24 protein-coding genes are annotated in these 25,345 nt (G+C 55.8%); 13 read left to right on the forward strand and 11 right to left on the reverse strand.

Annotation, left to right across the window (positions count from 1 at the left end):
- Window positions 1-146 precede the first annotated feature (146 nt).
- Window positions 147-2,375: an NADP-dependent isocitrate dehydrogenase gene (locus O3C79_RS11585; RefSeq protein ID WP_494383222.1), complete on the forward strand. Its 2,229-nt coding sequence runs from the start codon at window positions 147-149 to the stop codon at window positions 2,373-2,375.
- A gap of 78 nt (window positions 2,376-2,453) precedes the next feature.
- Here O3C79_RS11585 and O3C79_RS11590 read toward each other — a convergent pair whose 3' ends face one another.
- Both O3C79_RS11590 and O3C79_RS11595 read right to left on the reverse strand, forming a co-directional pair.
- The gene (locus O3C79_RS11590) at window positions 2,454-3,302 is read right to left on the reverse strand and encodes a DMT family transporter (protein WP_494383223.1); all 849 of its coding nucleotides are present in this window, start codon (window positions 3,300-3,302) and stop codon (window positions 2,454-2,456) included.
- A gap of 105 nt (window positions 3,303-3,407) precedes the next feature.
- Window positions 3,408-6,323: an insulinase family protein gene (locus tag O3C79_RS11595; protein ID WP_494383224.1), complete on the reverse strand. Its 2,916-nt coding sequence runs from the start codon at window positions 6,321-6,323 to the stop codon at window positions 3,408-3,410.
- A 230-nt stretch (window positions 6,324-6,553) separates the two neighbouring features.
- Between O3C79_RS11595 and O3C79_RS11600 the strand changes: the two genes are divergently transcribed.
- Complete coding sequence (locus O3C79_RS11600) at window positions 6,554-6,943, forward strand: phasin family protein (protein ID WP_076462318.1); 390 nt, start codon at window positions 6,554-6,556, stop codon at window positions 6,941-6,943.
- 103 nt (window positions 6,944-7,046) lie between these two features.
- Window positions 7,047-7,538 carry a phasin family protein gene (locus O3C79_RS11605; protein ID WP_494383225.1) on the forward strand — a complete coding sequence of 164 codons (492 nt, stop codon included), beginning with the start codon at window positions 7,047-7,049 and terminating at the stop codon, window positions 7,536-7,538.
- Between the two features lie 63 nt (window positions 7,539-7,601).
- Here the strand turns inward: O3C79_RS11605 and O3C79_RS11610 are convergent, their stop codons facing one another.
- The 6 genes from O3C79_RS11610 to O3C79_RS11635 form a co-directional block, all read right to left on the reverse strand.
- Window positions 7,602-8,810 (reverse strand): UbiH/UbiF/VisC/COQ6 family ubiquinone biosynthesis hydroxylase, encoded by a 1,209-nt coding sequence (locus O3C79_RS11610; RefSeq protein WP_494383226.1) that lies wholly within the window; start codon window positions 8,808-8,810, stop codon window positions 7,602-7,604.
- 142 nt (window positions 8,811-8,952) lie between these two features.
- A complete protein-coding gene (serS, locus tag O3C79_RS11615; RefSeq protein ID WP_494383227.1) occupies window positions 8,953-10,227 on the reverse strand; it encodes a serine--tRNA ligase in 1,275 nt (424 codons plus the stop codon).
- Between the two features lie 59 nt (window positions 10,228-10,286).
- Window positions 10,287-10,658: a fluoride efflux transporter CrcB gene (crcB, locus tag O3C79_RS11620; RefSeq protein ID WP_494383228.1), complete on the reverse strand. Its 372-nt coding sequence runs from the start codon at window positions 10,656-10,658 to the stop codon at window positions 10,287-10,289.
- Entirely contained in the window at window positions 10,655-12,007 is a 1,353-nt protein-coding gene (locus tag O3C79_RS11625) for a replication-associated recombination protein A (RefSeq protein ID WP_494383229.1), read from the reverse strand. The genes crcB and O3C79_RS11625 overlap by 4 nt, the downstream gene beginning before the upstream one ends.
- A complete protein-coding gene (gene lolA / locus O3C79_RS11630) occupies window positions 12,007-12,636 on the reverse strand; it encodes an outer membrane lipoprotein periplasmic chaperone LolA (protein WP_010323201.1) in 630 nt (209 codons plus the stop codon). The genes O3C79_RS11625 and lolA overlap by 1 nt, the downstream gene beginning before the upstream one ends.
- A 4-nt stretch (window positions 12,637-12,640) precedes the next feature.
- Entirely contained in the window at window positions 12,641-15,241 is a 2,601-nt protein-coding gene (locus O3C79_RS11635) for a DNA translocase FtsK (protein ID WP_494383230.1), read from the reverse strand.
- Between the two features lie 192 nt (window positions 15,242-15,433).
- On the opposite strand from O3C79_RS11635, the gene trxB reads away from it, so the two are divergent.
- From trxB to infA, 4 genes are all read left to right on the forward strand, one after another.
- The gene (gene trxB / locus O3C79_RS11640) at window positions 15,434-16,390 is read left to right on the forward strand and encodes a thioredoxin-disulfide reductase (RefSeq protein WP_494383231.1); all 957 of its coding nucleotides are present in this window, start codon (window positions 15,434-15,436) and stop codon (window positions 16,388-16,390) included.
- Entirely contained in the window at window positions 16,390-17,109 is a 720-nt protein-coding gene (aat, locus tag O3C79_RS11645; protein ID WP_494383232.1) for a leucyl/phenylalanyl-tRNA--protein transferase, read from the forward strand. Before trxB ends, aat begins: the two co-directional genes overlap by 1 nt.
- On the forward strand, window positions 17,102-17,830 hold the full coding sequence (locus tag O3C79_RS11650; RefSeq protein ID WP_010323197.1) for an arginyltransferase: 729 nt from the start codon (window positions 17,102-17,104) through the stop codon (window positions 17,828-17,830). Before aat ends, O3C79_RS11650 begins: the two co-directional genes overlap by 8 nt.
- 77 nt (window positions 17,831-17,907) lie before the next feature.
- A complete protein-coding gene (gene infA, locus O3C79_RS11655; RefSeq protein ID WP_010323196.1) occupies window positions 17,908-18,126 on the forward strand; it encodes a translation initiation factor IF-1 in 219 nt (72 codons plus the stop codon).
- A 33-nt stretch (window positions 18,127-18,159) separates the two neighbouring features.
- On the opposite strand, the gene clpA is transcribed toward infA, so the two are convergent.
- A complete protein-coding gene (clpA, locus tag O3C79_RS11660; protein ID WP_494383233.1) occupies window positions 18,160-20,418 on the reverse strand; it encodes an ATP-dependent Clp protease ATP-binding subunit ClpA in 2,259 nt (752 codons plus the stop codon).
- Window positions 20,419-20,432: 14 nt separating this feature from the next.
- Window positions 20,433-20,774, reverse strand: coding sequence for an ATP-dependent Clp protease adapter ClpS (gene clpS, locus O3C79_RS11665; protein ID WP_040886193.1), 342 nt, complete (start codon window positions 20,772-20,774; stop codon window positions 20,433-20,435).
- 298 nt (window positions 20,775-21,072) lie between these two features.
- On the opposite strand from clpS, the gene cspD reads away from it, so the two are divergent.
- Window positions 21,073-21,282, forward strand: a complete 210-nt coding sequence (gene cspD / locus O3C79_RS11670; RefSeq protein ID WP_494383234.1) for a cold shock domain-containing protein CspD — start codon at window positions 21,073-21,075, stop codon at window positions 21,280-21,282.
- 8 nt (window positions 21,283-21,290) lie between these two features.
- The gene (locus O3C79_RS11675) at window positions 21,291-21,899 is read left to right on the forward strand and encodes an rRNA large subunit pseudouridine synthase E (RefSeq protein ID WP_494383235.1); all 609 of its coding nucleotides are present in this window, start codon (window positions 21,291-21,293) and stop codon (window positions 21,897-21,899) included.
- Here the strand turns inward: O3C79_RS11675 and moaE are convergent.
- Window positions 21,896-22,354: a molybdopterin synthase catalytic subunit MoaE gene (gene moaE / locus O3C79_RS11680; protein WP_494383236.1), complete on the reverse strand. Its 459-nt coding sequence runs from the start codon at window positions 22,352-22,354 to the stop codon at window positions 21,896-21,898. The two genes, O3C79_RS11675 and moaE, sit on opposite strands and share 4 nt — an antisense overlap.
- A gap of 88 nt (window positions 22,355-22,442) precedes the next feature.
- Between moaE and O3C79_RS11685 the strand changes: the two genes are divergently transcribed.
- From O3C79_RS11685 to O3C79_RS11700, 4 genes are read left to right on the forward strand one after another with little or no spacing between them, the layout of a single operon-like run.
- Window positions 22,443-22,889, forward strand: coding sequence for an NUDIX hydrolase (locus O3C79_RS11685; RefSeq protein WP_494383237.1), 447 nt, complete (start codon window positions 22,443-22,445; stop codon window positions 22,887-22,889).
- Complete coding sequence (gene mnmA, locus O3C79_RS11690) at window positions 22,889-24,022, forward strand: tRNA 2-thiouridine(34) synthase MnmA (RefSeq protein ID WP_494383238.1); 1,134 nt, start codon at window positions 22,889-22,891, stop codon at window positions 24,020-24,022. The genes O3C79_RS11685 and mnmA overlap by 1 nt, the downstream gene beginning before the upstream one ends.
- The gene (gene hflD, locus O3C79_RS11695) at window positions 24,022-24,696 is read left to right on the forward strand and encodes a high frequency lysogenization protein HflD (RefSeq protein ID WP_494383239.1); all 675 of its coding nucleotides are present in this window, start codon (window positions 24,022-24,024) and stop codon (window positions 24,694-24,696) included. The genes mnmA and hflD overlap by 1 nt, the downstream gene beginning before the upstream one ends.
- Window positions 24,697-24,731: 35 nt before the next feature.
- A complete protein-coding gene (locus O3C79_RS11700) occupies window positions 24,732-25,304 on the forward strand; it encodes a DUF3750 domain-containing protein (RefSeq protein WP_417532567.1) in 573 nt (190 codons plus the stop codon).
- Window positions 25,305-25,345 lie beyond the last annotated feature (41 nt).

The raw sequence follows: 25,345 nt of genomic DNA on the forward strand, positions 1-25,345 counted from the left end.
TACTCTTCGGGTATGAAATCGACCCTTCAGGCTTTATAATTTGTAGCCGATTTACAAGCGCCAGGCTCTCTGGACAGCGCAGGGTGGTTATCCATCACCCAAACGAGCCTTTGGCAATCCAGCCATAAATCATTTCGGGGAAAAACATGCCTACAAAATCAAAAATCATCTACACCCTCACTGATGAAGCACCGGCTCTTGCGACCTCTTCGCTGCTGCCGATCATTCGCACCTTCGCATCTACCGCCGATATCGAAGTTGATCTGAGCGATATCTCTCTGGCTGGCCGTATTCTGTCAGCCTTCCCCGAGCGACTGACCGAAGAGCAGCGCGTTGAAGACGGTCTGGCAGCCCTGGGCGAGCTGACCAAAGACCCGCACGCAAACATCATCAAGCTGCCAAACATCAGTGCTTCTGTTCCTCAGCTGCGCGCTGCCATCAAGGAGCTGCAGAGTCAGGGTTATGATATTCCCGAGTTCGCTGACAACCCGCAGACCGATGAGCAGAAAGAAGCTAACGCACGTTACTCCAAGATTCTGGGCAGTGCAGTAAACCCGGTTCTGCGTCAGGGTAACTCTGACCGTCGCGCTCCGGCTGCCGTTAAAGCCTTTGCTCGCAAATTCCCGCACTCCATGGGTGAGTGGAGTAAGGCATCCCGCTCCCACGCCGACTACATGCGCGGCGGTGACTTCTTCTCCAGCGAACAGTCCATCACCATGGCTGACGCTGGCGACGTGCGCATCGAATTCACCCCCAAGGGTGGTGAAACTGTTGTCAAGAAAGAGCTGAGCCTGGAAAAAGGTGAAGTACTGGACAGCATGTTCATGAGCGCCAAGGCACTGGACGAATTCTTCGAAGGCACCCTGCAGGACTGTAAAGAAACTGGCGTCATGTGGTCTCTGCACGTGAAAGCCACCATGATGAAGGTGTCTCACCCGATCGTATTCGGCCACGCGGTACGTGTTTTCTACCGTGAAGTATTCGAGAAATACGGCGACCTGTTCGACGAACTGGGCGTTAACCCGAACAACGGCATGAACAGTGTTCTGGAAAAAATCAAAACACTGCCTCAGTCCAAGCAGGATGAGATCGAAGAAGCGATCCACGCCTGCTACGAACACCGTCCGGAAATGGCGATGGTTGATTCCGTTAAAGGCATCACCAACCTTCACGTACCGAGCGATGTAATCGTAGACGCCTCCATGCCGGCCATGATCCGCAGCTCCGGCAAAATGTGGGGCCGCGACGGCAAGACCAAGGACACCAAGGCGGTGATGCCTGAGTCTACTTACGCGCGTATCTATCAGGAAGTGATCAACTTCTGTAAAACCAACGGTGCATTCGACCCGACTACCATGGGTACCGTACCGAACGTTGGCCTGATGGCGATGAAAGCCGAAGAGTACGGTTCTCACGACAAGACCTTCGAAATCGAAGAAGACGGCACCATGCGCGTTGTTGACGCCAACGGTAACGTTCTGATGCAGCACGATGTTGAGAAAGGCGACATCTGGCGCGCTTGCCAGACCAAGGACGCGGCTATCCGTGACTGGGTCAAGCTGGCCGTTACCCGCTCTCGTCAGTCCAATACTCCGGCTGTCTTCTGGCTGGACCAGGAACGTGCGCACGACCTGGAACTGACCAAGAAGGTCAAAGAGTACCTGAAAGAGCACGATACCGAAGGTCTGGAAATCCACATCATGTCCTACAACGAAGCGATCCGCTTCTCCATGGAGCGCATGATCCGTGGTCAGGACACCATTTCCGTAACCGGTAACGTCCTGCGTGACTACCTGACCGACCTGTTCCCGATCATGGAGCTGGGTACATCTGCCAAGATGCTGTCTATCGTTCCGATGCTGGCCGGTGGCGGCATGTACGAAACAGGTGCTGGCGGTTCCGCACCCAAGCACGTTCAGCAGGTTGAGCAGGAAAACCACCTGCGCTGGGACTCTCTGGGTGAATTCCTGGCTCTGGGCGTTTCTCTGGACGAACTGGGCATCAAGGAAAACAATCCGCGTGCTCGCGTACTGGCTAACGCTCTGGACAAGGCAACCGAAACCCTGCTGGAAAACGGCAAGTCTCCGTCCCGTAAGGTTGGTGAGCTGGATAACCGTGGCAGCCACTGCTATCTGGCTCTGTACTGGGCACAGGAACTGGCAGCTCAGACTGAAGATGCCGAACTGGCAGCTGAATTCAAGCCGCTGGCTGAAGCACTGGCTGCAAACGAGCAGAAGATCATTGAAGAGTTCAACGAAGCCCAGGGCAAACCGGCTGAGCTGGATGGTTACTACCACGCCAGCCTGGATACCGTTGCCAAGGTAATGCGCCCGAGCGCGACCTTCAACCAGATCATCGACAGCTTCAAGAAGTAATCAGCCAGGCTGACACATGAAAAACCCGGGCCTTGCCCGGGTTTTTTTGTTTCTCCATGTGCAGCTTTGAGAAATACCCTACCCTTTTGCTTTCAGCGCCAGTAAGCCACCCAGCATCACCAACGCCATCCCGGCAAGCGTCGCCAAACCAAGGCTTTCATCCCACAACCACCAGCCGGCCAGAGCTGCAAACGGAATGGATGCGTAGGTAAAGGGCCCTAAAACACCTGCCCCCACCAGGCCATAAGCCCTGCTCAACAACAGCTGCGCCAGTGTGGAAGCGGCCGCCAGCGCCAACAACCAGATCCAGTCCACTCCCATTGGCATCACCCAGTTCTGCCAAGCAGGTATCGCCGCGAACAGGGAACCGAACAAGGCAAAATAGAACACGATACGCTGTGGCGACTCGGTAGTACGCATGGCGCGAATACATACCTTGGCCGTAGCCCCCAGAGCAGCACCGGCAAGCCCAATCAGCACTGCAGCTTCAAAACCGCCTGATGCAGGCTGCAATATCACCATCACACCAAGAAAACCGATCAGTATTGCCCAGCGCACGGCCCCATTAATTCGCTCCCCAAGCCAGAGGAAGGCGATTAACGGCATAAAGAATGGTGCTGTCTGTTTCAGCAGTGCCGCCTGCGCCAGGGACAGATTGGCCCAGGAGTAATACAGGCACGACATTGCCGTCACGCCGACCAGCGCACGTAACAGGTGTAGGTGTATTCGGCAGGTTCGCAATTCACGCTGCCCTCGCCGAATGATCCAGGGTAGCAACCAGAGCAGCCCCAGGCTGTTGCGCAAAAACACCAACACCTCTGTCGGCAGAGTGTCACTTAACTGGCGAATAATGATCCCGCTGGCAACCAGAGCCCATTCCGATAACAGAATCAGCAAAGCACCCTGCAGCAGAGGGTTGGCAATCACAAGACGGTCTCCAATAGGCTCTCCCCAACGTGCGTTAGAAAAGCGCTTAACGCAAATAAAAAGGCCACCCGCCTTGGGGTGGCCTTGAAGACTGACAGACTCAGATCAGATTTCGATACGCTCGAATTCTGACGGAAGCGTTTCAGCTGTTTTCTGGCTGGTCACAACCGCAACGCTGGCCAATTCAGGCTTCAGGTAGGTACGCGCAACCCTCTTGAGATCCTCCAGGCTTACCGCCAGGATCTGCTGACGAAATGCCTGACGCACCTCGGGTGTACGACCAAACAGAGAGCTGTGATAGGTGGATTTGGCTTCTCCCGCCGGTGAGCCCGGTTTATCCATGGAGCTCACCACACCCAGAATCGCCTCCTGCAAACGCTGGGGCTCATCGTCACACCCCAGCAGCCAGTCAACAGCCTTGTTGAAGTCATCAAGGGTGCCCTCAACGCGCGGGTCACGGTATGAGAAGAAGCGGAACACACCATCACCATTGTCCTGACCAGCGCCGGCACCGTAGGCACCACCCTGCTCACGAATAGCACGGTGCAGATAACCGTTACGCAGGAAGTCGCCCAGCACAGTCAGTGCTGCAGCATCCGGGTGGCCACTGGTCACCGTCGGGAAGGCGCTGGCGCAGAAGTTCACCTGAGTGCTGGTGAGCCACAGTTGCTTGACGGCCTTTCGGGTTGAAGGCAGTGCCAGCGGCGCAAAGTCCTGTGCAGCAGGCGACTGCCAATACTGCTCCATTTGCTGCAGCATGGCGTCCTGATGTTCCTCTTCACCTACCAGCAGGAAGCGACGCGGTGCCTGACGAACACGCTCGTGCAGGCTGGCCAGCTTGGCCGCCAACGCCTGCAGGGCTTCCGGATCCTGCACCTGCTTATCCAGTGCCTTGATACGGCGCACGCCTTCGAGGCCCCGAGTACGGTGGGAGAACTGGGCAACCGGTGCCAACTCCGATACAGCGGCCATCATGGCGAAGGCATGGCCTGAACCGGTGATGCTCTGCTCGCGACGTGCACGTTGTTGCGCCACGATTTCGCGGATGCGGGCCTGCTCATCAAAGCGTGCCTTATCCAGGGTCTCGGCCATCAGTGCCGTGAGCTTTTCGCTGTTTACAGTAAGCGCCTTGCCGGACATGACCAGATAGGCTGATACGGATTGCTCATCACCAACACTGCCGCGCAGGCTGGTGTAGGCATGCAGACCACCGGTCACCTGGCTCTGGTAAGCTTGGTTTTCACGATAATCACGCTCGGCACAGCCCAGCTCCGTGAGGCAGTAGGTGTACAGAGGTAACAGCGCCTGCTCGTCTTCATCAAGCTGCGGCAGATCCAGAATGACCTGCTGATAGACCAGACCATTGGTACCGGCATTAAACAGCGTGGTGTTGGCAGGCCCCTGACTCAGCTCTGCGGCTGTGGGCAGGTTCAGTTCAGACGGTACATCTTCCAGCGTGACACAAGGCAAGATACTGTCATCATCAACCTGCTCCTGACGTGCCTCCAGGGCAGCCGCACGTTCAACCACGGCCTGCTTCTCGGCATCGGTCAAGCTCTGTTTGATCCGTTCAAGCTGGGCTGTCTCGGCCGCATCACGACGATTGGACAGTTCAGCATCAGGACGCAGTGTCAGGCGCACCCGGTGCGGGTTATCCAGCAACTGGCGCCGGATCAGCCCCGGAATAAAGTCCGGATCCTTGATCAGTTCACGCAACTTCTCGAGCGCAGGGTCAATGTCCAGTACACCGATAGGATTACCACGGTGAATCGCCGCTGGCATGGCGGCCAAAATGAGCTGCAGGCCAAAGGGGTAGCCATCACCGGTGATCTCGCGCTGAGCCAGTTCCAACTGGTGCAACTGAGCTTCAACCATATCCATGGGCACACCCTCTTCCGCAACGCGCGCCAGGGTATCCATGACCAGTTGCTCAAACGCAGCGGCATGTTCAGGCTCGCTGCCTTCCAGGCCACAGAGGAAGCTCATTTCACGGTTGGAGTCTTCCAAACCGCACAGCGGTGAAGGCGCACTACCCAAATCGGTCGATTCCAAAGCCGCACGCAGCGGCGAGCTGGAGTTATCCAACAATACACGGCTCAACAGATGCGCCTGCATCAGCTCATCCAGATCGATAGAGCGCGGCAACAGCCAGCCCATCACATGATGGGTGCTGCTGCTCAGGTCTTCCTGAGACAGCGCATACGCTTCTTCTACACGGACAGGCGCAAAGTAACGCTTTTCGTCGGTTACCTCGATGACCTCGTCACGGCGCTCAAAACGCGACAATGCATTGTCTTCAAAGCGCTGATGCAGCTCTTCGACCGGGATATCACCGAAAGTCATGAAAACGGCATTACTGGGATGGTAATGGCTGCGATAGAACTCCAGCAGGTCTTCGTAGGTAAGATCCGGGATGCACTCGGGATCACCGCCACTGTTAAAGTGATAGGTAGTGGTCGGAAACAGGTGCTTGGTCAGGGTCTGCCACAACGTCGACACCGGTGAGCTCATGGCGCCCTTCATTTCGTTGTACACGACACCCTTGTAGACCAGATCCGACTCAGGGTTGTCCGCCTCGGCAAATTCGACACGATGCCCTTCCTGGGCGAAGTCGAGCGGGTCCAAACGGGAGAAGAAGGTCGCATCCAGATATACGTCCAGCAGGTTGAAATAGTCCTTGCGGTTCTGGCTGGCAAAGGGGTACGCAGTCCAGTCGCTGCTGGTGAAGGCATTCATGAAGGTGTTCAGGGAACGGCGCGTCATCATGAAGAAGGGATCACGCACCGGGAAACGTTCACTGCCGCACAGAGCAGTATGCTCGAGAATATGCGCGACACCCCGGGAGTCTTCAGGAACGGTACGGAAGGCGACCAGAAAAACGTTCTCGTCATGCTCGGATGCCAGATGATAATGCCGGGCACCTGTAGCCTTGTGTTCGTACTCAGCTACTTCGACATTCAGAGCATCGACCACTTTGTTGCCAATAAAGCGAAATGCGGAATGACACTGTTCTGCTTGCATGAGTTGCCTATCTACCTTTTCGGAATCTTGGTGTTTTACCGCATTGTAACCATTACCGATCATCATTGCAGTGAAGTCATCCGCAGGCCTTTAAAATCGGGGGCTAATCTTTTTTGTGCAGCGCACAAAAAAGTACTTGACTGGTCATTCGTTGTTCACTAGAGTGAAACCCATGTTGCATTGCACAATAACTGTTGCATGCAGATGTTCACATTGAAGAGGTGATAACCATGTACGACAAAATGAAAGAATCCATGCAGCCGATGGTCGATATGGCCGAAATCAACAAAAAGACTACCGAGAAGCTGATCGCTCTGCAGTCTTCTTACGTGTCTGATTTTGTAAACGCCAGCCTGACTCAGATGAAGACTCTGTCTGAAATCCGTGAGCCGAAACAGGCCCTGGAAATGCAGGTTAAATACCTGAAAGACGTCGAAGCCAAGCTGACTGATGTTGCCGAGAAAGAGATGGCAGCCCTGGTTGAAGCCAAAGAAGAACTGACTGGCCTGGTCGAAAAAAGCGTCGCTGACATGAGCGAGCTGAAAGACCTGAAAGAGATGCCGTTCATGGCTGAACTGCAGAAATTCATGAAGCCGATGGATATCACTGCCAAGAAGTGATCCTTCCGGGGTGGCCTTGCCACCCCCCCGCTTCTTCACGGGAGTGCTGCATAGCAGCATAAGCAGGGACGTTTGATCCTCACAACTATAATAGGTGGCAAGCATGTTCGACGCGTTGAAAGAGATGCAGGAAAAAATGAAACCGGTAACCGCTTTGACTGAAGCCAACCAGAAAGCGGTTGAGAAGATTTTCGCGCTGCAGTCCGAGTACTTTACCGAGTGCGTTAACGCCAGCCTGGCTCAGGTTAAGGCCCTGGCTGAAGTGAAGGACCCCAAGGAAGCTTTTCAGCTGCAGATGGATTACCTGAAAACCCAGGAATCCAAGTGGAGCGAAGTTGCAGAGAAAGAATTGGCAACACTGAACGAAGTACGTGAGCAGGCCTCTGCCCTGTTCGAGGAAAGCCTGCTTTCCTTCGGTACTGACCTGCCCAAGTTCGAGATGCCGTCCATGGATATGGCCAGCTTTGACATGAGCAAGTTCATGCCAACTCTGGACACCGCAACTGAAGAAAAGCCGAAGAAGCCGGCTGCAAGCCGTACCACGGCACGCAAGTCCAGCTCCGCATCATCTGCGGCTGCGACCCCCGCGTCCTGATCCTCTTCAAGCTGCAACAAATGACCGCCCCTCGGGGCGGTCATTTTGTTTGTGCGCCCTGCCTTATTGCGCCAACGCCGGCAGACTGCCTTTCAACCCCATGGCAAAAGCCATCACCTGATTCCGTGCCGGTGGCAGCCGTCCAGCCAGCCCCAGTCCTGCATTACGCAACAATTTCAGCGGACCGATATCGTTGCTGAAGACACGATAGAAACTGTCCATTACCTGCATCATCAGCAGGTTGTGCTGACGCCGCTGGTGCTCGTACTGCTTGAGCACATGCAGATCAGCAAGCGAGTATCCTTCAGCATGCGCCTTAAGCAATACTTCAGCCAGAGCGGCTGCATCCAGCAAACCGATATTGACCCCCTGCCCGGCCAACGGATGAATCATGTGCGCCGCATCACCGGCCAACGCCAACCCCTCGAGCACGTAGGACTGTGCATGCTGACGACGCAACGGGAAACTGCCACGCCCCTGCAGCTCGGTGAGATGCCCCAACTCTTCGGGGAATGTCTGATGCAGTTGCTGCATGAACACTTCATCAGGTAAGGCCTTCAGTCGCTTCACTTCATTGGGCGTGCTGTACCAGACGATGGATGCGTTGTTTCCACTCAAGGGCAGGAACGCCAGAGGGCCCGTCGGGGTGAATTGCTGCCAGGTAATATCCTGCTGCGGGTAGGCTGTGGTAACACCTGCAACCAGCGCATGCTGGTCATAATCCCACTGGGTCACACCGATACCGGCAGCCTGGCGCACAAGCGAATCACCGCCATCCGCAGCCACAACCAGGCGGCCTACCAGCTGTTCACCACTCTCAAGCTCCACCAGTGTGGCACCTGGCGAGTAATCAATGCGGGTCGTTTTGGCCGGAGTGATCAAATCAATGTTGTCGAAATCTCGTAACCGATCCAGCAAAGCCAACTGGATCACGCGGTTCTCGGCAATATGACCCAGGTGGTCATACCCGATCGCGGTGGCATCAAACTCGGTTGCCGCTCGACGGGAATCACTCTCCCACACCTTCATGCGTCGGTAAGGACAACTGCGCCGGTTCTGGATGCCGTCCCAGGCTCCGATATTGCGCAGAAACCGCTCTGATGCGATGCTCAACGCCGATACACGCAGATCATGTGGCTGATCAACGCTGAATGCCGGAGGCAAACTGCGCTCCAGTACTGCAACCGACAAACCACTGCCGCCCAGTGCACAGGCCAATGAAGACCCGACCATTCCGCCGCCTACTATCAGAACATCGTACCGCGATTTCATCGCCTTGCTCCTTCCACGCATTTGCTGCAATCGATCAGGCGCCAGTATACCCGAGGCACAAGCGCACCGCTTGCCCGAGGTCAGGCCTTAAACGAAAAAGCCCCGCACAGGCGGGGCTCTGAAAGCTACAGGGCAATTGAACTTAGAGCTCAGTGATACCGCCCATGTAAGGCTGCAGCGCTTCGGGTACACGTACGGTTCCGTCTGCAGTCTGGTAGTTTTCCAGCACTGCAACCAGGGTACGACCCACTGCCAGGCCTGAGCCGTTCAGGGTATGCACCAGCTCGGGCTTACCGGTTTCCGGGTTACGCCAGCGCGCCTTCATGCGGCGGGCCTGAAAATCACCCATGTTGGAGCAGGAAGAGATTTCACGGAATTTACCCTGCCCTGGCAACCATACTTCAATGTCGTAGGTCTTGGCAGCGCTGAAGCCCAGGTCACCACCACAAAGCGTGACAACGCGGTACGGCAGTTCAAGCTTCTGCAGGATGGCTTCAGCATGACCGGTCAGGGCTTCCAGCGCATCCCAGGATTTGCTCGGCTCAACCACCTGAACCATTTCGACCTTGTCGAACTGGTGCTGACGAATCATGCCACGCGTATCACGACCGGAAGCACCGGCTTCAGAACGGAAGCAAGGTGTGTGACAGGTGTGCTGTAGCGGCAGATGAGCAGCGTCCACGATTTCGTCGCGTACGGTATTGGTCACGGGCACTTCAGCGGTGGGGATCAGATAGTAATCACGCTCACCGAAGGGCACGCGGAACAAATCTTCCTCAAACTTGGGCAGCTGGCCGGTACCCTGCAACGAATCCGCGTTCACCATGTAGGGAACATAGATCTCTTCATAGCCGTGTTCGCTGACATGGGTATCCAGCATCATCTGGGTCAGAGCGCGGTGCAGGCGCGCCATTTTGCCCTTCATAACGGCAAAGCGGGAACCGGTCAGCTTGGCCGCTGTTTCAAAGTCCAGCTCGCCGTTTTTCTCACCCAGCGCGACATGATCCAGTGCTTCAAAGTCGAACTGGGCCGGCGTGCCCCAGGTGCGTACTTCAACGTTGTCGTCTTCATCAGCACCCTCAGGCACAGACTCATGCGGAATATTCGGTACGCCCAGCAGCAGATCATCAAGCTGTGCCTGCACTTCGTTCAGGCGCTCTTTGGCCGCATCCAGTTGGTCGCCCAGATTCTGCACCTCGGCCAGCAGCGGCTGGATATCTTCACCGGCCGCCTTGGCCTTGCCGATCCCTTTCGATCGGGTGTTACGCTCGTTCTGCAGGTTCTCGGTTTCGGTCTGGATAGTCTTGCGCTGATTATCCAGCTCGACAAATTGCTCCACCGGAAAATCGTAGCCTTTCTTCTTCAGGAGAGCGGCCACCTCGTCCGGGTTGGCGCGTACATATTTGGGATCCAGCATGAGATCAAACTTACCTTGTATTCAGAACAGTTGTCAGAACACGTGAAAAACACGTGATTTCAGAACAAGCGGGTCAACCACAATCCGGCACCAAGTGCCGCAATGCACAATGAAACGCTCAATAATATATAAATCAGGGCCGACATGACATGCCCTTCCCCGATCATCGCGACGGTTTCCAGGGAAAAAGTGGAGAAGGTGGTAAATGCGCCCAAAAAGCCTACCATCAACAGAGGTCTCAACTCGGGCGAAAGCTTGGCGCGCTCCAGAATCAACACAAAGCAGACCCCCATAAGAAACGACCCCAGAACGTTGACGCTCAATGTTCCCATTGGCATGCGGTGCTCAGCATTATTCAGCAAGCCGCTAACCCAGTAGCGACCGAGCGCGCCCAAAGCGCCGCCAAGGGCTACCGCTACCAAATGCATCATCGCCGCCTCCTGTAACGCTGCTTGCTGCTTTGCGCATCTTGCTGACGCAGACGCTGCAGCTTTTCCCTGATTTTGATTTCAAGCCCGCGGGGCTCCGGCTCATACCAATGCTGGTCGGCAAGCGCTTCCGGCAAATAATTTTCGCCGGCGGCATAGGCATCCGGCTCGTCATGGGCATAGCGATATTCAGCCCCATAGCCCAGGTCTTTCATCAGACTGGTCGGTGCATTGCGCAGATGCTCAGGCACCGGTAACGAACCAGCCTGACGAACATCAGCCTGGCACTGGTTGAACGCACGATAGACCGCATTACTTTTGGGTGCACAGGCACAATAAATCGCCGCCTGAGCAATGGCACGCTCACCTTCTGACGGCCCTACGCGCTCAAACGCATCCCAGGCCGACAGCGCCACCTGCATCGCGCGGGGATCCGCATTGCCAATATCCTCGGAAGCGATCGCCACCAGGCGCCGTGCTACATATAGCGGGTCTGCGCCACCATCCAGCATGCGACAATACCAGTACAGGGCACCATCTGGTGAGGAGCCACGCACCGACTTGTGAAATGCCGAAATCATGTCGTAAAAGTGGTCGCCCCCTTTATCGAAACGACGACCACCTGCCTGCAGCACTTCGGTCAATACCTCAGGCGTAACCTGACGGGTACCGTCTGCCTGCTCCTGTGCCAGGTCGGCAGCAATCTCCAGCAGGTTCAGGGCCGTGCGTGCATCGCCATCGGCTGCCAGCGTCAACTGCTCACGCATCTCTTGAGGGATCTGCAGTTGTTGCGGTCCCAGGCCCTGTTCTTCGTCACTCAGTGCCTGTTCGATCACCTGACCCAGCTCTTCCTGCGTAAGCGAACGCAGCAGGTACACCCGCGCTCGGGACAGGAGTGCATTATTCAGTTCGAATGAAGGGTTCTCGGTGGTCGCGCCGATAAAAATGACCGTGCCATCTTCCACATAGGGCAGAAAGGCATCCTGCTGGGATTTATTAAAGCGGTGAACCTCGTCCACAAACAGAATGGTTTTGCGACCACTCTGTGCCTTGACCTGCCGCGCCTCATCAACAGCCTGGCGAATCTCTTTCACCCCTGCCAGGACGGCAGACACTGTCATGAAGTGCGCGTCCACTTGGTGTGCCACCAATTTGGCCAGCGTGGTTTTCCCTACACCCGGCGGCCCCCAGAGAATCATCGAATGGATTGCGCCCTGTTCAAGCGCCTGACGCAGCGGCTTGCCTGCAGCCAGCAAATGACTTTGGCCGATATACCGATCCAGCCTGGTCGGACGCATACGTGCGGCCAACGGCTGGTAGCCAGAGGGCTGGCTGGCAAACAGGTCTTGCATCAGAGCCCCTGATCCAGAATAACGTCTGTGCCCTCTGGTGGTGTGAACTCAAACACCCCTTCCGGCAACTCGGTATCATATTCAAGCCCCTGCAGTGTCAGCATGCTGCGCTGCCCCAGACTATCCTGCATGGACAATTCGCTGATCCGGTCCTGCTCAAACAGCAGGCGGATACGTGTAAAGGTGCTGTTTTCGGTATCGACGGGAACCAGCTCAAACAGCGATACACCACCAGTATCTTCATCCAGTTTGCGGATTTCAAAGGTTTCGCTCAGTTGTTTGATTTGGCCGTTCAGAATCATGGCCGGGGCGCTGCCACCCTGCGCGTCAGCCGCCTTGCGCGTCACCTGCTCCAGATCAGGGTCATGAATCCAGATATAGTCACCATCACTGACGATTTCCTGCATGAAAGGGGTTTCCGTCACCCAGCGAAAGCGGTTGGGTCTGGCCACGACAAAATGCCCGGTCGATTCTTCTGCCCGAGCGCCACTTTCATTCATGGAGAACTGGGTAAAACGGGCCTGCGCTGTCTGATGGCCCGACAGGAGCGCATCCAGGTCTTCAACCGGCCCTGCCTGGGCACTCAGGCTCATCAGCAGGGCTGTACTGGTAATCAATCGTTTCAACATCAAATCAGTCCTTGGGTGGAGGCGGGGCCAACACTTCGCGCTGACCATTGCTGCCGGCTTCTGACACCACACCGGCAGCTTCCATGGATTCAATCATGCGGGCGGCGCGGTTATAGCCGATCTTCAGTTTGCGCTGGACACTGGAGATGGACGCCTTGCGCGATTGAGTCACGAAGGCGACCGCCTCATCATAGAGCGGGTCCTGCTCATCATCGAACAGGTCACCACCACCGCCAGAGTCACTGCCTCCGTCGGACAGAATCTCTTCTATATAGTTCGGCGTCCCCAGCAGCTTCCACTGCTCTACCACGCGGTGAACCTCATCATCGCTGACAAAGGCGCCGTGAACACGGTTGGGAATGCTGGTACCGGCCGGAACATAGAGCATATCGCCGTAGCCCAGCAGACTCTCGGCGCCGCCCTGATCCAGAATGGTACGGGAGTCGATCTTGGACGATACCTGGAACGCAATACGGGTCGGAATATTGGCCTTGATCAGGCCAGTAATCACATCTACCGACGGGCGCTGAGTCGCCAGAATCAAATGGATACCGGCAGCACGGGCTTTCTGCGCAATACGGGCAATCAGCTCTTCTACTTTCTTGCCTACCATCATCATCATGTCGGCAAATTCATCGATCACAACGACGATATAGGGCAGCGCTTCCAATGCAGGAGCCGGCTCACCTTCCGGATAACCATGTTCTTCCGGCTTCCACAGCGGATCAGGAATCGGTTCTCCACGCTCCTGAGCAGCAACGACCTTGTCATTAAAGCCGCTGATGTTACGTACACCCATTTTCGCCATCAGGCGATAACGACGTTCCATCTCCGCCACACACCAGCGCAAGCCACCGGCGGCTTCCTTCATATCGGTGATAACCGGTGTCAGCAGGTGCGGAATGCCTTCATAGATCGACAGCTCAAGCATCTTCGGGTCCACCAGAATCAGGCGCACCTCTTCCGGCGTGGCTTTAAGCAGAAGACTCAGCAGCATGGCGTTCACACCAACCGACTTACCGGAGCCGGTGGTACCCGCTACCAGCAGGTGAGGCATTTTGGCCAGGTTTGCCACCACCGGGTTACCGGCAATGTCATTGCCCAGCGCCAGTGTCAGGCGTGAGGAGGCATCCAAATAAGGCTTGGCATTGAGGACTTCGCTCAGCTGCACAGTCTGGCGAACCTCGTTCGGAATCTCCACACCCACCACGGACTTGCCGGGGATGACCTCAACCACACGCACGCTCATCACGGCCATGGAACGGGCCAGGTCACGCGAGAGGTTAGAGATCTTGCTTGCTTTCACACCCGGCGCTGGCTGCAATTCAAAGCGGGTAATCACCGGCCCCGGATTTACCTCAACCACCTCAGCGACAACGCCAAAGTCTTTCAGTTTGGTTTCCAGCAGACGAGACATCTGCTCAAGCTCATCTTCGCTGTAGCCCGGTTCTTGCTGCAGCGAAGGCGGGTCCAGCAGTTCAAGCGAAGGCAAGCGCGGCAGCTGTTTGCGCTGAGGCGCTGAAGCCGGCTCGTTCTCTTCTGCCAACGGCTGATGAGTTTCCGACAAGGGGACGATTTTGAGGCTTTTCTTCACCTCAGCGGCTACCGCAGCAGCGCTGACAGGGCCGGCTTTGGACTCAACTGCTGGCGACACGGGCTGAGCCTCTGGCTGTTTTGGTTCTGACAGCGTTTTCGTCTTGGCAGAGGTTTGCGGTTGAGTCGCAGGCTGAGCGCGTGACGCAGGTTGTGCCCTTGAAAAGTCCTGACCGGATGCCTCGGCCTGAACACTTTCCGTTTCCTCTTCCAGTGACATCACTGGCTCAATACGCTCATCAGAAAGGTGCACAGGCTGGTCGGACTCAGGGTCCACCGCTTTCTTGAAGAAACTGCGGAAATCACGACCGGACTTGGCTTCATCAGCAGGTTCTTCGTAATGCGCCTCGGTTTCGTACGCGGGCTCATCATCGGCTTCGACAGGGGCACGTTGTAGCTGGTTGCGCAGTTTGTTTACGCCACCCAACAACCAGCCGCCCAATCGCTCCAGCGCATCGCGCCAGGAGACTTCCAGAAACAGAGTCAGCCCCAGCAGCATGCTGGTCCAGAGCAAAACACTGCCACCGGCCACATGGAACCAGCTCACCACCCAATCGGATATGGCCTCACCAACCAGACCGCCTACAGTGAATGGGTAATGCAGGCCTTCATTCGACAGATGGATTGAAGCCAGCGCACAGACGCTGAACAGACCCAATACGGCACCCAGTGTCCTCAGCATCATAAAGGGCACACTGTCGAGCAGACTGGTATCGCGGCGGCGTACAAAGCGCCAAATGGGCACAACCAGAAGCGGCGGCAGCAGGTAGGCCCCTACTCCCAACGCCGAAATGGCGCTATCGGCCAGCCAGGCGCCAGCAGCACCGGTAAAGTTTTCCACCTCCGGCTGATAAGCCAGATGTGACCAACCCGGATCCCTGGGGTCATATCCCAACAACGCCAACAACAGTAACAGGTTGGCACCCACAAGAATGATCAGTGAACCTTCCCGGGCAATATTGATCAACTGTTCAGCCAACGGGGGTGCTGTGGGGGGGCGTTTCGCACTCAATACAACAATCCTTACACTCGGTGATGCTTAGACGTGAAAAATATCACAATACTGCCCCAGACACCGAATCCGCGCGGAGGATTCCAGCGTTGGACAATTTTGTTGTTGACGTTTAGAGTCAGCTCCAAACGGCTAATCTGACAGTATACCTGTCTCAACTTACGAATATCTTAATCTGGATACCCGACATTCATGAGCGAAGTAAAACACCACCGTCTGATTATTCTGGGCTCTGGACCGGCTGGCTACACAGCAGCGGTATATGCGGCACGCGCAAACCTGAACCCTGTGGTTATTACAGGCATGCAGGCCGGCGGTCAGCTGACAACAACGACTGACGTTGATAACTGGCCCGGTGACGTTGATGGTGTTCAGGGACCGGAGTTGATGCAGCGTATGCAGGCGCATGCCGAGCGCTTCAACACTGAAGTCATTTTTGACCACATCCACACCACTGAACTGCAGCAGCGCCCCTTCCGTCTGAAAGGCGATATGGGTGAGTACACCTGCGATGCGCTGATTATCTCAACGGGTGCGTCTGCCCAGTACCTGGGTCTGGAATCCGAAGAAGCCTTCATGGGCAAAGGTGTCAGCGCCTGTGCTACCTGCGACGGTTTCTTCTACCGCGGCCAGAAAGTCGCTGTTGTCGGTGGTGGTAACACAGCCGTTGAAGAAGCACTCTACCTGTCCAACATTGCCGCCGAAGTGACGCTGATCCACCGTCGTGACAGCCTGCGCTCCGAGAAGATCCTGCAGGACAAGATTCTGGAACGTGCCGAAAACGGCAACGTCAATATTATCTGGAACCACCAGCTGGACGAAGTACTGGGCGATGATTCCGGCGTTACAGGACTGCGTCTGAGCAGCACTCAGGATGACAGCAGCCAGGAAATCGATGTTGCCGGCGTGTTTATCGCCATTGGCCACAAACCCAACACTGACCTGTTCCAGGGTCAGCTCGATATGAAAGATGGCTACCTGAAAATTCAGTCCGGCCTGGAAGGCAACGCTACCCAGACCAGCATTGAAGGCGTGTTTGCAGCAGGTGATGTATGCGACCACATCTACCGTCAGGCCATCACTTCAGCGGGCTTCGGCTGCATGGCTGCGCTGGATGCCGAAAAGTATCTGGATAACCTCGATAGCTGATGATTCCATGGCTGGCTGATGACAGCCTCGATTTCCCCCCGCTCGAGCTGGCACTGGACGAACCCAATGGTCTGCTCGCGGCGGGCGGAGATCTCTCCCGCGATCGCCTGCTCAAGGCCTATCGAAAGGGCATTTTCCCTTGGTACAACCCGGGTGAGCCTATTCTGTGGTGGAGCCCGGACCCGCGCTGCGTCATTTGGCCCGAAGATCTGTACCTGTCGCGCAGCCTGCGCAAGCGACTCCGCAAGCAGGACTACAGGGTAACCTTTGACCAGGCGTTCCATCGTGTCATTTCCGCCTGTGCATCCCCCCGACCCAAGCAGGATGGCACCTGGATCAGTAACGACATTTTTTGCGCCTACCTTGACCTTCACCATCAGGGCCATGCGCACTCTGTGGAAGTCTGGATTGATGATGAACTGGTTGGCGGCCTGTACGGACTGGCAATTGGTCGTGTCTTTTTTGGCGAATCAATGTTCTCACGACAACGTGATTGTTCCAAAATTGCCTTTGCCTGGTTGGCCCGACAGCTGCAATACTGGGGTTATGAGCTGATCGATTGCCAGGTCTACAATGACCATCTAGCCAGTCTCGGCGCATCGGAAGTGCCACGACAGTATTTTGCCGAACTGTTGGATGAATTTACGACGCAGCCGCTGGCTCATGACTGGGCTTTTGATCTGACACGCGAGGCCTTTAACGGAGCACGGGATGAGTAGTCTACGTACGCTCAAGTTCTACGCCACACCGGTGCACGACTGCAGCTATCTGGATGACCAACAGGCACGTACGCTGTTTGTCGACCCCAGGGCTCATGTCGGCAAGGCGCTGTACAGCCAGCTTTCCGACCTGGGCTTTCGCCGTAGCGGCAGCCACATTTACCGCCCCCATTGTGAACATTGCCAGGCCTGCATTTCGGTCCGCATCCCGGTACAGGCGTTCAAACCATCCAAGACACAGCGCCGTATCGAGAACCGCAATCAGGATTTGCTGATCCGCGCCCTGCCCTGCCAGCTCACGGCCGAGTACTACGCCCTTTACGAGCGCTACATCTGCGAGCGCCACCAGGATGGCGACATGTTCCCGCCATCACCTGAGCAGTTCATCAATTTCCTGATCGAAGGTATGCAGGACAGCCTGTTTTACGAATTCCGGGCACCGGATGGTCAGCTGGTGGCAATCAGCGTCTGTGACCGTCTGGATCAGGGACTTTCCGCGCTTTATACCTTCTACGACCCGGATCTGGACCGGCGCAGTCTGGGGGTTAATGCTATTCTTTGGCTGGTTCGCGAAGCGCAACGCCAGGGTTTGCCCTATCTCTACCTGGGTTACTGGGTCAAAAATTGCCGCAAGATGAACTACAAGACAGCCTATCGACCGCTGGAAATGCTGCTGGATGGTGAATGGCAGCGTATTCAACAGGGCAGCAAGCCCGATTAGATTTTGAATTCAATCGCGGTTTCAGGCAGAATATTGCGCTTTCCAACAGGCAACAAAGCCTTCAAGGTAGGTAGTTAATGGCTAAAGAAGAAGCTTTTGAGATGGAAGGTACTGTCATCGACACCCTTCCGAACACCATGTTTCGCGTCGAGCTGGAAAACGGCCACGTTGTAACAGCTCACATCTCCGGCAAAATGCGCAAAAACTACATCCGCATTCTGACCGGCGACAAGGTCAAGGTTGAACTGACACCTTACGACCTGAGCAAAGGCCGCATCGTATACCGCGCCCGTTAATTTCCAGGCGCGGCTCCTGACGGATGGCAGCCCTTAGGCTGCCACCGTTGCCACTTCCAGTTCCAGCTTCCCATCCTCGCCGACACCGATGTCGACATCGCCACCGGATTCGGCCAGCTCTCCAAACAGGATCATTTCCGCCAGCGGCTTCTTGAGCTGATCCTGAATCAAACGCTGCATCGGGCGAGCGCCCATTTTCTCGTCGTAACCATTCTCGGCCAGCCAGAGTCGGGCCTCTTCGTTCACATGCAGCACTACATGTTTCTCGTCGAGCTGAGCCTGAAGCTCGGTCAGGAACTTGTCGACCACACCCTTGACGATATCCAGCGTCAGCGGCTTGAACTGAATCACTGCATCCAGACGGTTGCGGAATTCCGGTGTAAACAGACGCTTGAGCGCCTCCATAGCATCGGAACTGTGATCCTGCGTTGTGAAACCGATGGACGGACGGCTCTGGGCTTCCGCACCCGCATTAGTGGTCATCACCAGAATAACGTTACGGAAGTCGGCTTTACGGCCGTTGTTATCGGTCAGCGTGCCGTTATCCATCACCTGCAATAGCAGATTGAAGACTTCCGGATGCGCTTTTTCGATCTCATCCAGCAGCAGCACACAGTGCGGCGACTTGGTAATCGCCTCGGTCAGCAGACCGCCCTGGTCGAAACCGACATAGCCGGGAGGCGCACCAATCAGACGGGATACCGTATGGCGCTCCATGTATTCCGACATGTCGAAACGCACCAGCTCGATACCCAGGACTCGTGCCAGCTGCTGAGTTACCTCGGTTTTACCTACACCTGTCGGACCGGCAAAGAGGAAGCTGCCCACCGGCTTGCTGGGCTCTTTCAACCCGGCACGGGACAACTTGATGGCAGAAGCCAATGAGTCGATCGCCTCATCCTGCCCCAAGACCACCATTTTGAGGTTGCCTTCCAGCTTACGCAACTGTTCCTTGTCGGAGGTAGAAACACTTTTCGGCGGAATACGGGCGATCTTGGCTACCACGGATTCCACTTCATCAACGTCGATAATGCGCTTACGGTGCTCTTCCGGCATCAGGCGCTGGTAGGCCCCTGCTTCATCAATCACGTCAATGGCCTTGTCCGGCATATGCTTGTCGTTAATGTAACGGTCTGCCAGTTCAGCCGCTGCACGCAAGGCTTCGTCGGTGTACTCGACATCATGGTGCTCTTCAAAGCGGGACTTCAAGCCTCGCAGGATACGGTAGGTATCCTCGGCACTAGGCTCCAGCACGTCGATTTTCTGGAAGCGTCGTGCCAGCGCACGGTCCTTCTCGAAAATGCCACGGAACTCCTGGAAGGTTGTCGAGCCGATGCAACGGATTTCACCCGAGCTCAGCAGCGGCTTAAGCAGGTTTGATGCATCCATGGAGCCACCTGAAGCAGCGCCAGCACCGATAATGGTGTGGATCTCATCAATGAACAGAATGGCGTGATCCTGCTGTTTCACTTCATTCAGCAGCGCCTTGAGACGTTTCTCGAAATCACCACGGTATTTGGTACCCGCCAGCAGCGCACCCAGATCCAGGGCGTAAACAACGCTGTTGCTAATGATTTCCGGCACCTTGTCCTCAATGATCAGCTTGGCCAGGCCTTCCGCGATGGCGGTTTTACCCACCCCGGCCTCACCTACCAGCAAGGGGTTGTTCTTGCGGCGACGTGACAGGATCTGCACCACGCGCTCCACTTCGGAGTCACGCCCTACCAGCGGATCAACGCGACCAAGCGCGGCCTGCTGGTTCAGGTTAACGGCATACTGCGCCAGTGCGCTCTTGTTGCTTTCGCCACCTTCTTCACCATCCGAAATGGCTTCGTGATCGTCCGCTTCGCTCTCATTGATGCGTGAAATACCGTGGGAAATGTAGTTCACCACATCGACACGTTCTATGCCCTGCTGCTGCAGTACAAAAACTGCATGGCTTTCCTGCTCACTGAAAATGGCAACCAGTACATTGGCGCCGCTCACTTCCGTTTTGCCGGACGATTGCACATGGAAAACGGCACGTTGCAGTACCCTCTGAAAGCCCAGTGTCGGCTGGGTTTCCATGTTGGGTATGTTTTCGGGCAATAGCGGTGTTGTTTCGTCAATAAAGGTCGACAGCTGACTGCGCAATCGATCCATATCAGCACCGCAGGCATTGAGCACTTCGGCCGCCTGGCGGTTATCCAGCAGAGCCAGTAACAGATGCTCTACCGTCATGAATTCATGTCGCTTGTCTCGGGCAGACCGAAACGCAACGCTCAGGGTGTCTTCCAGTTCTCGATTCAGCATGGCATTCGCCTCCGTCAGACCGACTCTACTTCACACAGCAGCGGATGCTTGTTTTCTCGCGCATATTGATTGACCTGCGCAGCCTTGGTTTCGGCGACATCGCGGGTGAATACCCCACATACGCCCTTACCCTGAGTATGGACCGCTAACATCACTTGTGTCGCCTTTTCCTGGTCCATCCCGAAAAAAATCATCAAAACCTCGACGACAAAATCCATCGGCGTGTAGTCGTCATTCATCAGAACCACACGATACATGGGCGGACGCTTGAGTTTTGGCTTGGCCTCAGCCGTTGTCAGCTGGCCACCATCGTCATCATGGTGCTCTTCATCACTTGCCCGTGGTGCGTTACTCATCAATTTGAACTCTTGTACCTGTTGCAGCAACATCTCCACCTTCGATATTAGTCTAAAACCCTTAGGAAAAACCCGACATTACCTAGTGTCATAGGCTGCAAATGCTATACTCGGCTTTACTAAGGAGAGGTTAAAGGCAGCCTGCCGAGAAGTCTACGCCCGTAACACGCGTTACGTTTCGGGCAGTGCGGAATCTGCCCACCTGCAGTCCCTGGAATATAAATGGAAAGCGCCGCTTTTTATCGAGTGGACAAGTTATGACATAGAGCCTGGCTCCGAAGTCGCAGGGGGAGTACTAATGCAGATAGGGACAGTAAAGTGGTTCAATAACGCCAAAGGCTATGGATTCATCCTGTCAGAGGAGTGTGACGAAGAACTTTTTGCTCATTTCTCAGCAATCGTCATGGAAGGGTACAAAAGCCTGAAGGCCGGACAAGCCGTCAAGTTCGAGATCCAACAAGGCCCCAAGGGGCTGCACGCGATCAACATACAACCCACGGAAACCTGAAATACTGAATGTCGAGAGTCCTTTTATTCAACAAACCCTTTCGTGTACTGACCCAGTTTACGGATACAGAAGGCCGCTCGACACTGGCTGATTTCATCGACATCCCCGGCATCTATGCCGCAGGAAGGCTTGATTACGACTCTGAAGGGCTGCTGATACTCACCGATGACGGCAAGCTGCAGAACCAGCTTGCCAGCCCGGCCTTCAAGATGCCCAAAACCTACTTTGTGCAGGTCGAAGGCGTACCGGACGAAGCATCCATTGAGCAGCTACGCAAAGGCGTCGAGCTCAAGGATGGACTTACGCGCCCTGCCCAGGCAAGCCTGGTTGATGAGCCCGAATGGCTCTGGCCGCGCAACCCGCCCGTTCGTTTCCGTAAAAACCAGCCCACCAGCTGGCTCAAACTCACTATCAGCGAAGGCCGCAACCGCCAGGTACGCCGCATGACGGCTCATATTGGCTTCCCGACCCTGCGCCTGATTCGCTGGTCAATCGGTAACTGGACGCTGGACCAGCTCAGCCCGGGGCAATACCGCCAGGAACAGGTACACCTGCCCAAGGCACCGGCCAAACGTCGCCCGCGCCCCAATCATGCCAGGCGCCGCAACAGGGCCTAATCTTCGGTCTGCCAGCGCTTGGCCGCCTGCCGGTCACTTTCCTTCTGTTCTACCCAGTGTTCCTGGCCGTTGATGCGCTCTTTTTTCCAGAAAGGTGCATCCCGCTTCAGGTAATCCATCAGAAACTCGGCAGCCTCAAAGGCTTCGGCGCGATGAGGTGAAGCCAGAGCGACAAGGACGATATTGTCGCCCGGCCTGAGCCAGCCAATGCGATGATGAATACAGACTGGCCCCAGTGACCAGCGCTGCCGCGCCTGCTGAATGATATTGTCCAGCGCGTTCTGCGTCATGCCCGGATAGTGTTCAAGGTACAGACCATCCAGACCGCCCTCTTCCAGGTCTCGCACCAGCCCGGTGAATGTCACCGTAGCACCGCAGGGAGTATCACCCTGCTTAAGCCAATTCTGCACTTCGGTCAGGTCAAAGTCTTTTGTCGAAATTTCAATTCTGTTCAAGCGCTTCCGCTCCTTTCATGGACAGGCATTCAACCTTCTGAGCTGGTATTATTACCGCCCAGTAACACCGAGTACAAACGGAGAGATGATGCGCTGGACACCTCATGCAACCGTCGCTTGCATCGTAGAGCATGACGGCAAGTTCCTGCTGGTGGAAGAGATGGCCGATGGCAAACGGGTTTTCAATCAGCCGGCCGGCCATCTTGAATCGGGGGAAACCTTTGTAGAAGCCGCCCGCCGCGAAACCCTGGAGGAAACCGGTTGGGAAGTGGAACCCGAAGCCCTGCTGGGGCTCTATACTTACTATGCGCCCAGCAATGGCCAGACCTATCACCGTTTCTGCTTTATTGCCCGCGCCCTTCGGCAACAGCCTGATGCATCGCTGGATGACGGGATTATTGGCCCGCACTGGCTGACACGCAGCGAAATCGGTGCGCTGGGATCTCAATTGCGCAGCCAACTGGTTACCCGATGCATCGATGATTACCTGCGCGGTGTTCGTTACCCTCTGGACTTTATTCAGGAAACTGCTTGATGACTGCACCCAAGCCCAACGATCAAACCAAAGTCATTGTCGGCATGTCCGGCGGTGTCGACTCCTCGGTTTCTGCCTTGTTGCTGATGCAACAGGGGTATCAGGTCGAAGGCCTGTTCATGAAAAACTGGGATGAAGATGACGGCACCGAGTACTGCACGGCCAAGGAAGACATGGCCGATGCACAGGCAGTCTGCGATAAGCTGGGCATTACCCTGCATGGCGCCAACTTTGCTGCCGAGTACTGGGACAACGTGTTCGAGCACTTCCTGGAGGAATACAAGGCCGGTCGTACGCCAAACCCGGATATCCTCTGCAACCGCGAAATCAAGTTCAAGGCGTTCCTGGAATATGCCCAGATGCTGGGTGCAGACCTGATTGCGACCGGTCACTACGTACGCCGCGGCGAACGCGATGGTCATACAGTGCTGCTTAAAGGCTTGGACAACAACAAGGATCAAAGTTACTTCCTGCATCAGGTGGGTGAAGAGGAGCTTAAACTCAGCCTGTTCCCGGTAGGTGAACTGGAAAAGCCCGAAGTACGCCGCCTGGCTGAAGAACACGGTCTGATTACTCACGACAAGAAAGACAGTACTGGTATCTGCTTTATCGGCGAACGCCGCTTCAGCGACTTCCTGAAGCAATACCTGCCGGCCCAACCCGGCAAAATCGAAACACCTGACGGCGAGGTCATCGGTGAACATCAGGGGCTGATGTACTACACCATCGGCCAGCGTCAGGGGCTCGGCATTGGCGGTCTTAAAAACCATCCTGAAGAACCCTGGTTTGCAGCAGCCAAGGACCTGGACCGCAATGTACTGATTGCCGTGCAGGGCAAGCACCCGCTGCTCTATTCCGACTGGCTGCATGCCAGCGATATTTTCTGGATCAGCGGCGAAGCTCCGCAATTACCGCTACGCTGCAAGGCAAAGGTACGGTATCGCCAGTCCGATCAGGACTGTGTCGTGGAAGCAGCGCCGGAAGGCGGTTACTGCGTTGTCTTCGACCAGCCCCAGCGTGCTGTTACCCCGGGCCAGTCAGTTGTTCTGTATCTGGATGATGTCTGCCTGGGCGGAGGGGTTATTGAGTCCACCTCACGTCATTCAATCGCCGCGTCGGTCAAGGAGGCCTGATGTCACGTCAACATGATGAACAGACCCTGGCGCTGGCCGGCATGTTCCAGGCCGCCAGTCTTGTCGATCAGGTTGCCAGCCGCGGCATGGTGCCGCAGAACAGTTATGAAGCAAGTATCGCCAGCCTGTTCGTAACCGACCCCAAACTGACCGAAGATGTCTTTGGTGGGGTCAGCGAAGTGCCTTACACCCTCGGTTTGGGCCTGCGCCACCTGCAGGACATGGTTGAGAAAAACGAGAGCGCGCAGAACAAACGTATCGTTCAGTATGTTTTGGGCATGATCATGCTGGAGAAGCAGCTGGATAAGAATCCGGACGTTATGGCCAAAGTTGGCCAGGGCATTGATGCCGTGGCCGCCAAGGCACGTTACTTCAATGAAAGTGATGAGGGTACAGCGGCTGACCTGGAACCGGTTGCCTACACGCACCGTAACGTCATCGCTGCGCTGGATAACCTGTACCAGGAAACCATCAGCCATTTCAGTTTCCGTATTCAGGTAGGCGGTGATCCTCGCCATCTGCAGAACAGTGAAAATGCCGCACGCGTACGTGCCCTGCTGCTGGCAGGTATTCGCTCTACCCTGCTCTGGCGCCAGGTCGGTGGTAAGCGCTGGCATATGCTGTTCTTCCGCTCACGCCTCAAACCTTCCTTGCGTCGCATCATGGGTAGTTGATCCAGCACACTTGGAGCCAGCGTAGGAATATTCAGATGAAACTAAACGATTCCAGCTGGCTCGATACATTCCCGACCATGAAGAAACTGCTCGCCACGCTTGTTCTACTGCCCCTGCTAACGGCCTGTTCCAGCAACGATGGCTGGCGTACAGCCAGTCGGGCATCTGCCGGTATTGCACCAGATCCTGAATCCACACCCGAAGCCGTCATCCAGGTATATGGCGCCGATGCCTGGGGCTGGCGAGGCATTTTCGCCATCCACACCTGGATTTCGGTCAAGCCCTCCAATACCGATCATTACAAAGTCTACGAAGTGGTTGGCTGGCGCGAGCGCAGTGGGCTGCCGGTACTGAGCGTCAAACAGGACATTCCAGACCGTCACTGGTTTGGTGCGCGCCCCGAGCTGATTCTGGACCGACGCGGCGAAGGCGTGGACGACCTGATTCAGCGCATCGATGCAGCGGCGCAACGTTACCCCTGGCGTGATGAGTATCGCGTTTTCCCGGGCCCCAACAGCAATACCTTCCCGGCCTGGATTGGCCAGCAGGTGCCGGAACTGGGTCTGGAACTACCCTTCAGCGCCATTGGCAGCGGCTGGGCAGACTAACCTGACCCGCTCTCACAGCGGCTAAAACCGGGGGTATGCCA

This window comes from Marinobacterium sp. NO-S09, assembly GCF_059179545.1.

What these genes read in the sequence shown, in the direction of transcription:
- O3C79_RS11585 (WP_494383222.1), top strand. Translation starts at nt 147, where the DNA reads ATGCCTACAAAATCAAAAATCATCTACACCCTCACTGATGAAGCACCG.
- O3C79_RS11595 (WP_494383224.1), bottom strand. Translation starts at nt 6,323, where the DNA reads ATGCAAGCAGAACAGTGTCATTCCGCATTTCGCTTTATTGGCAACAAA.
- O3C79_RS11600 (WP_076462318.1), top strand. Translation starts at nt 6,554, where the DNA reads ATGTACGACAAAATGAAAGAATCCATGCAGCCGATGGTCGATATGGCC.
- O3C79_RS11605 (WP_494383225.1), top strand. Translation starts at nt 7,047, where the DNA reads ATGTTCGACGCGTTGAAAGAGATGCAGGAAAAAATGAAACCGGTAACC.
- O3C79_RS11610 (WP_494383226.1), bottom strand. Translation starts at nt 8,810, where the DNA reads ATGAAATCGCGGTACGATGTTCTGATAGTAGGCGGCGGAATGGTCGGG.
- serS (WP_494383227.1), bottom strand. Translation starts at nt 10,227, where the DNA reads ATGCTGGATCCCAAATATGTACGCGCCAACCCGGACGAGGTGGCCGCT.
- crcB (WP_494383228.1), bottom strand. Translation starts at nt 10,658, where the DNA reads ATGATGCATTTGGTAGCGGTAGCCCTTGGCGGCGCTTTGGGCGCGCTC.
- O3C79_RS11625 (WP_494383229.1), bottom strand. Translation starts at nt 12,007, where the DNA reads ATGCAAGACCTGTTTGCCAGCCAGCCCTCTGGCTACCAGCCGTTGGCC.
- lolA (WP_010323201.1), bottom strand. Translation starts at nt 12,636, where the DNA reads ATGTTGAAACGATTGATTACCAGTACAGCCCTGCTGATGAGCCTGAGT.
- trxB (WP_494383231.1), top strand. Translation starts at nt 15,434, where the DNA reads ATGAGCGAAGTAAAACACCACCGTCTGATTATTCTGGGCTCTGGACCG.
- aat (WP_494383232.1), top strand. Translation starts at nt 16,390, where the DNA reads ATGATTCCATGGCTGGCTGATGACAGCCTCGATTTCCCCCCGCTCGAG.
- O3C79_RS11650 (WP_010323197.1), top strand. Translation starts at nt 17,102, where the DNA reads ATGAGTAGTCTACGTACGCTCAAGTTCTACGCCACACCGGTGCACGAC.
- infA (WP_010323196.1), top strand. Translation starts at nt 17,908, where the DNA reads ATGGCTAAAGAAGAAGCTTTTGAGATGGAAGGTACTGTCATCGACACC.
- clpA (WP_494383233.1), bottom strand. Translation starts at nt 20,418, where the DNA reads ATGCTGAATCGAGAACTGGAAGACACCCTGAGCGTTGCGTTTCGGTCT.
- clpS (WP_040886193.1), bottom strand. Translation starts at nt 20,774, where the DNA reads ATGAGTAACGCACCACGGGCAAGTGATGAAGAGCACCATGATGACGAT.
- cspD (WP_494383234.1), top strand. Translation starts at nt 21,073, where the DNA reads ATGCAGATAGGGACAGTAAAGTGGTTCAATAACGCCAAAGGCTATGGA.
- O3C79_RS11675 (WP_494383235.1), top strand. Translation starts at nt 21,291, where the DNA reads ATGTCGAGAGTCCTTTTATTCAACAAACCCTTTCGTGTACTGACCCAG.
- O3C79_RS11685 (WP_494383237.1), top strand. Translation starts at nt 22,443, where the DNA reads ATGCGCTGGACACCTCATGCAACCGTCGCTTGCATCGTAGAGCATGAC.
- mnmA (WP_494383238.1), top strand. Translation starts at nt 22,889, where the DNA reads ATGACTGCACCCAAGCCCAACGATCAAACCAAAGTCATTGTCGGCATG.
- hflD (WP_494383239.1), top strand. Translation starts at nt 24,022, where the DNA reads ATGTCACGTCAACATGATGAACAGACCCTGGCGCTGGCCGGCATGTTC.
- O3C79_RS11700 (WP_417532567.1), top strand. Translation starts at nt 24,732, where the DNA reads ATGAAACTAAACGATTCCAGCTGGCTCGATACATTCCCGACCATGAAG.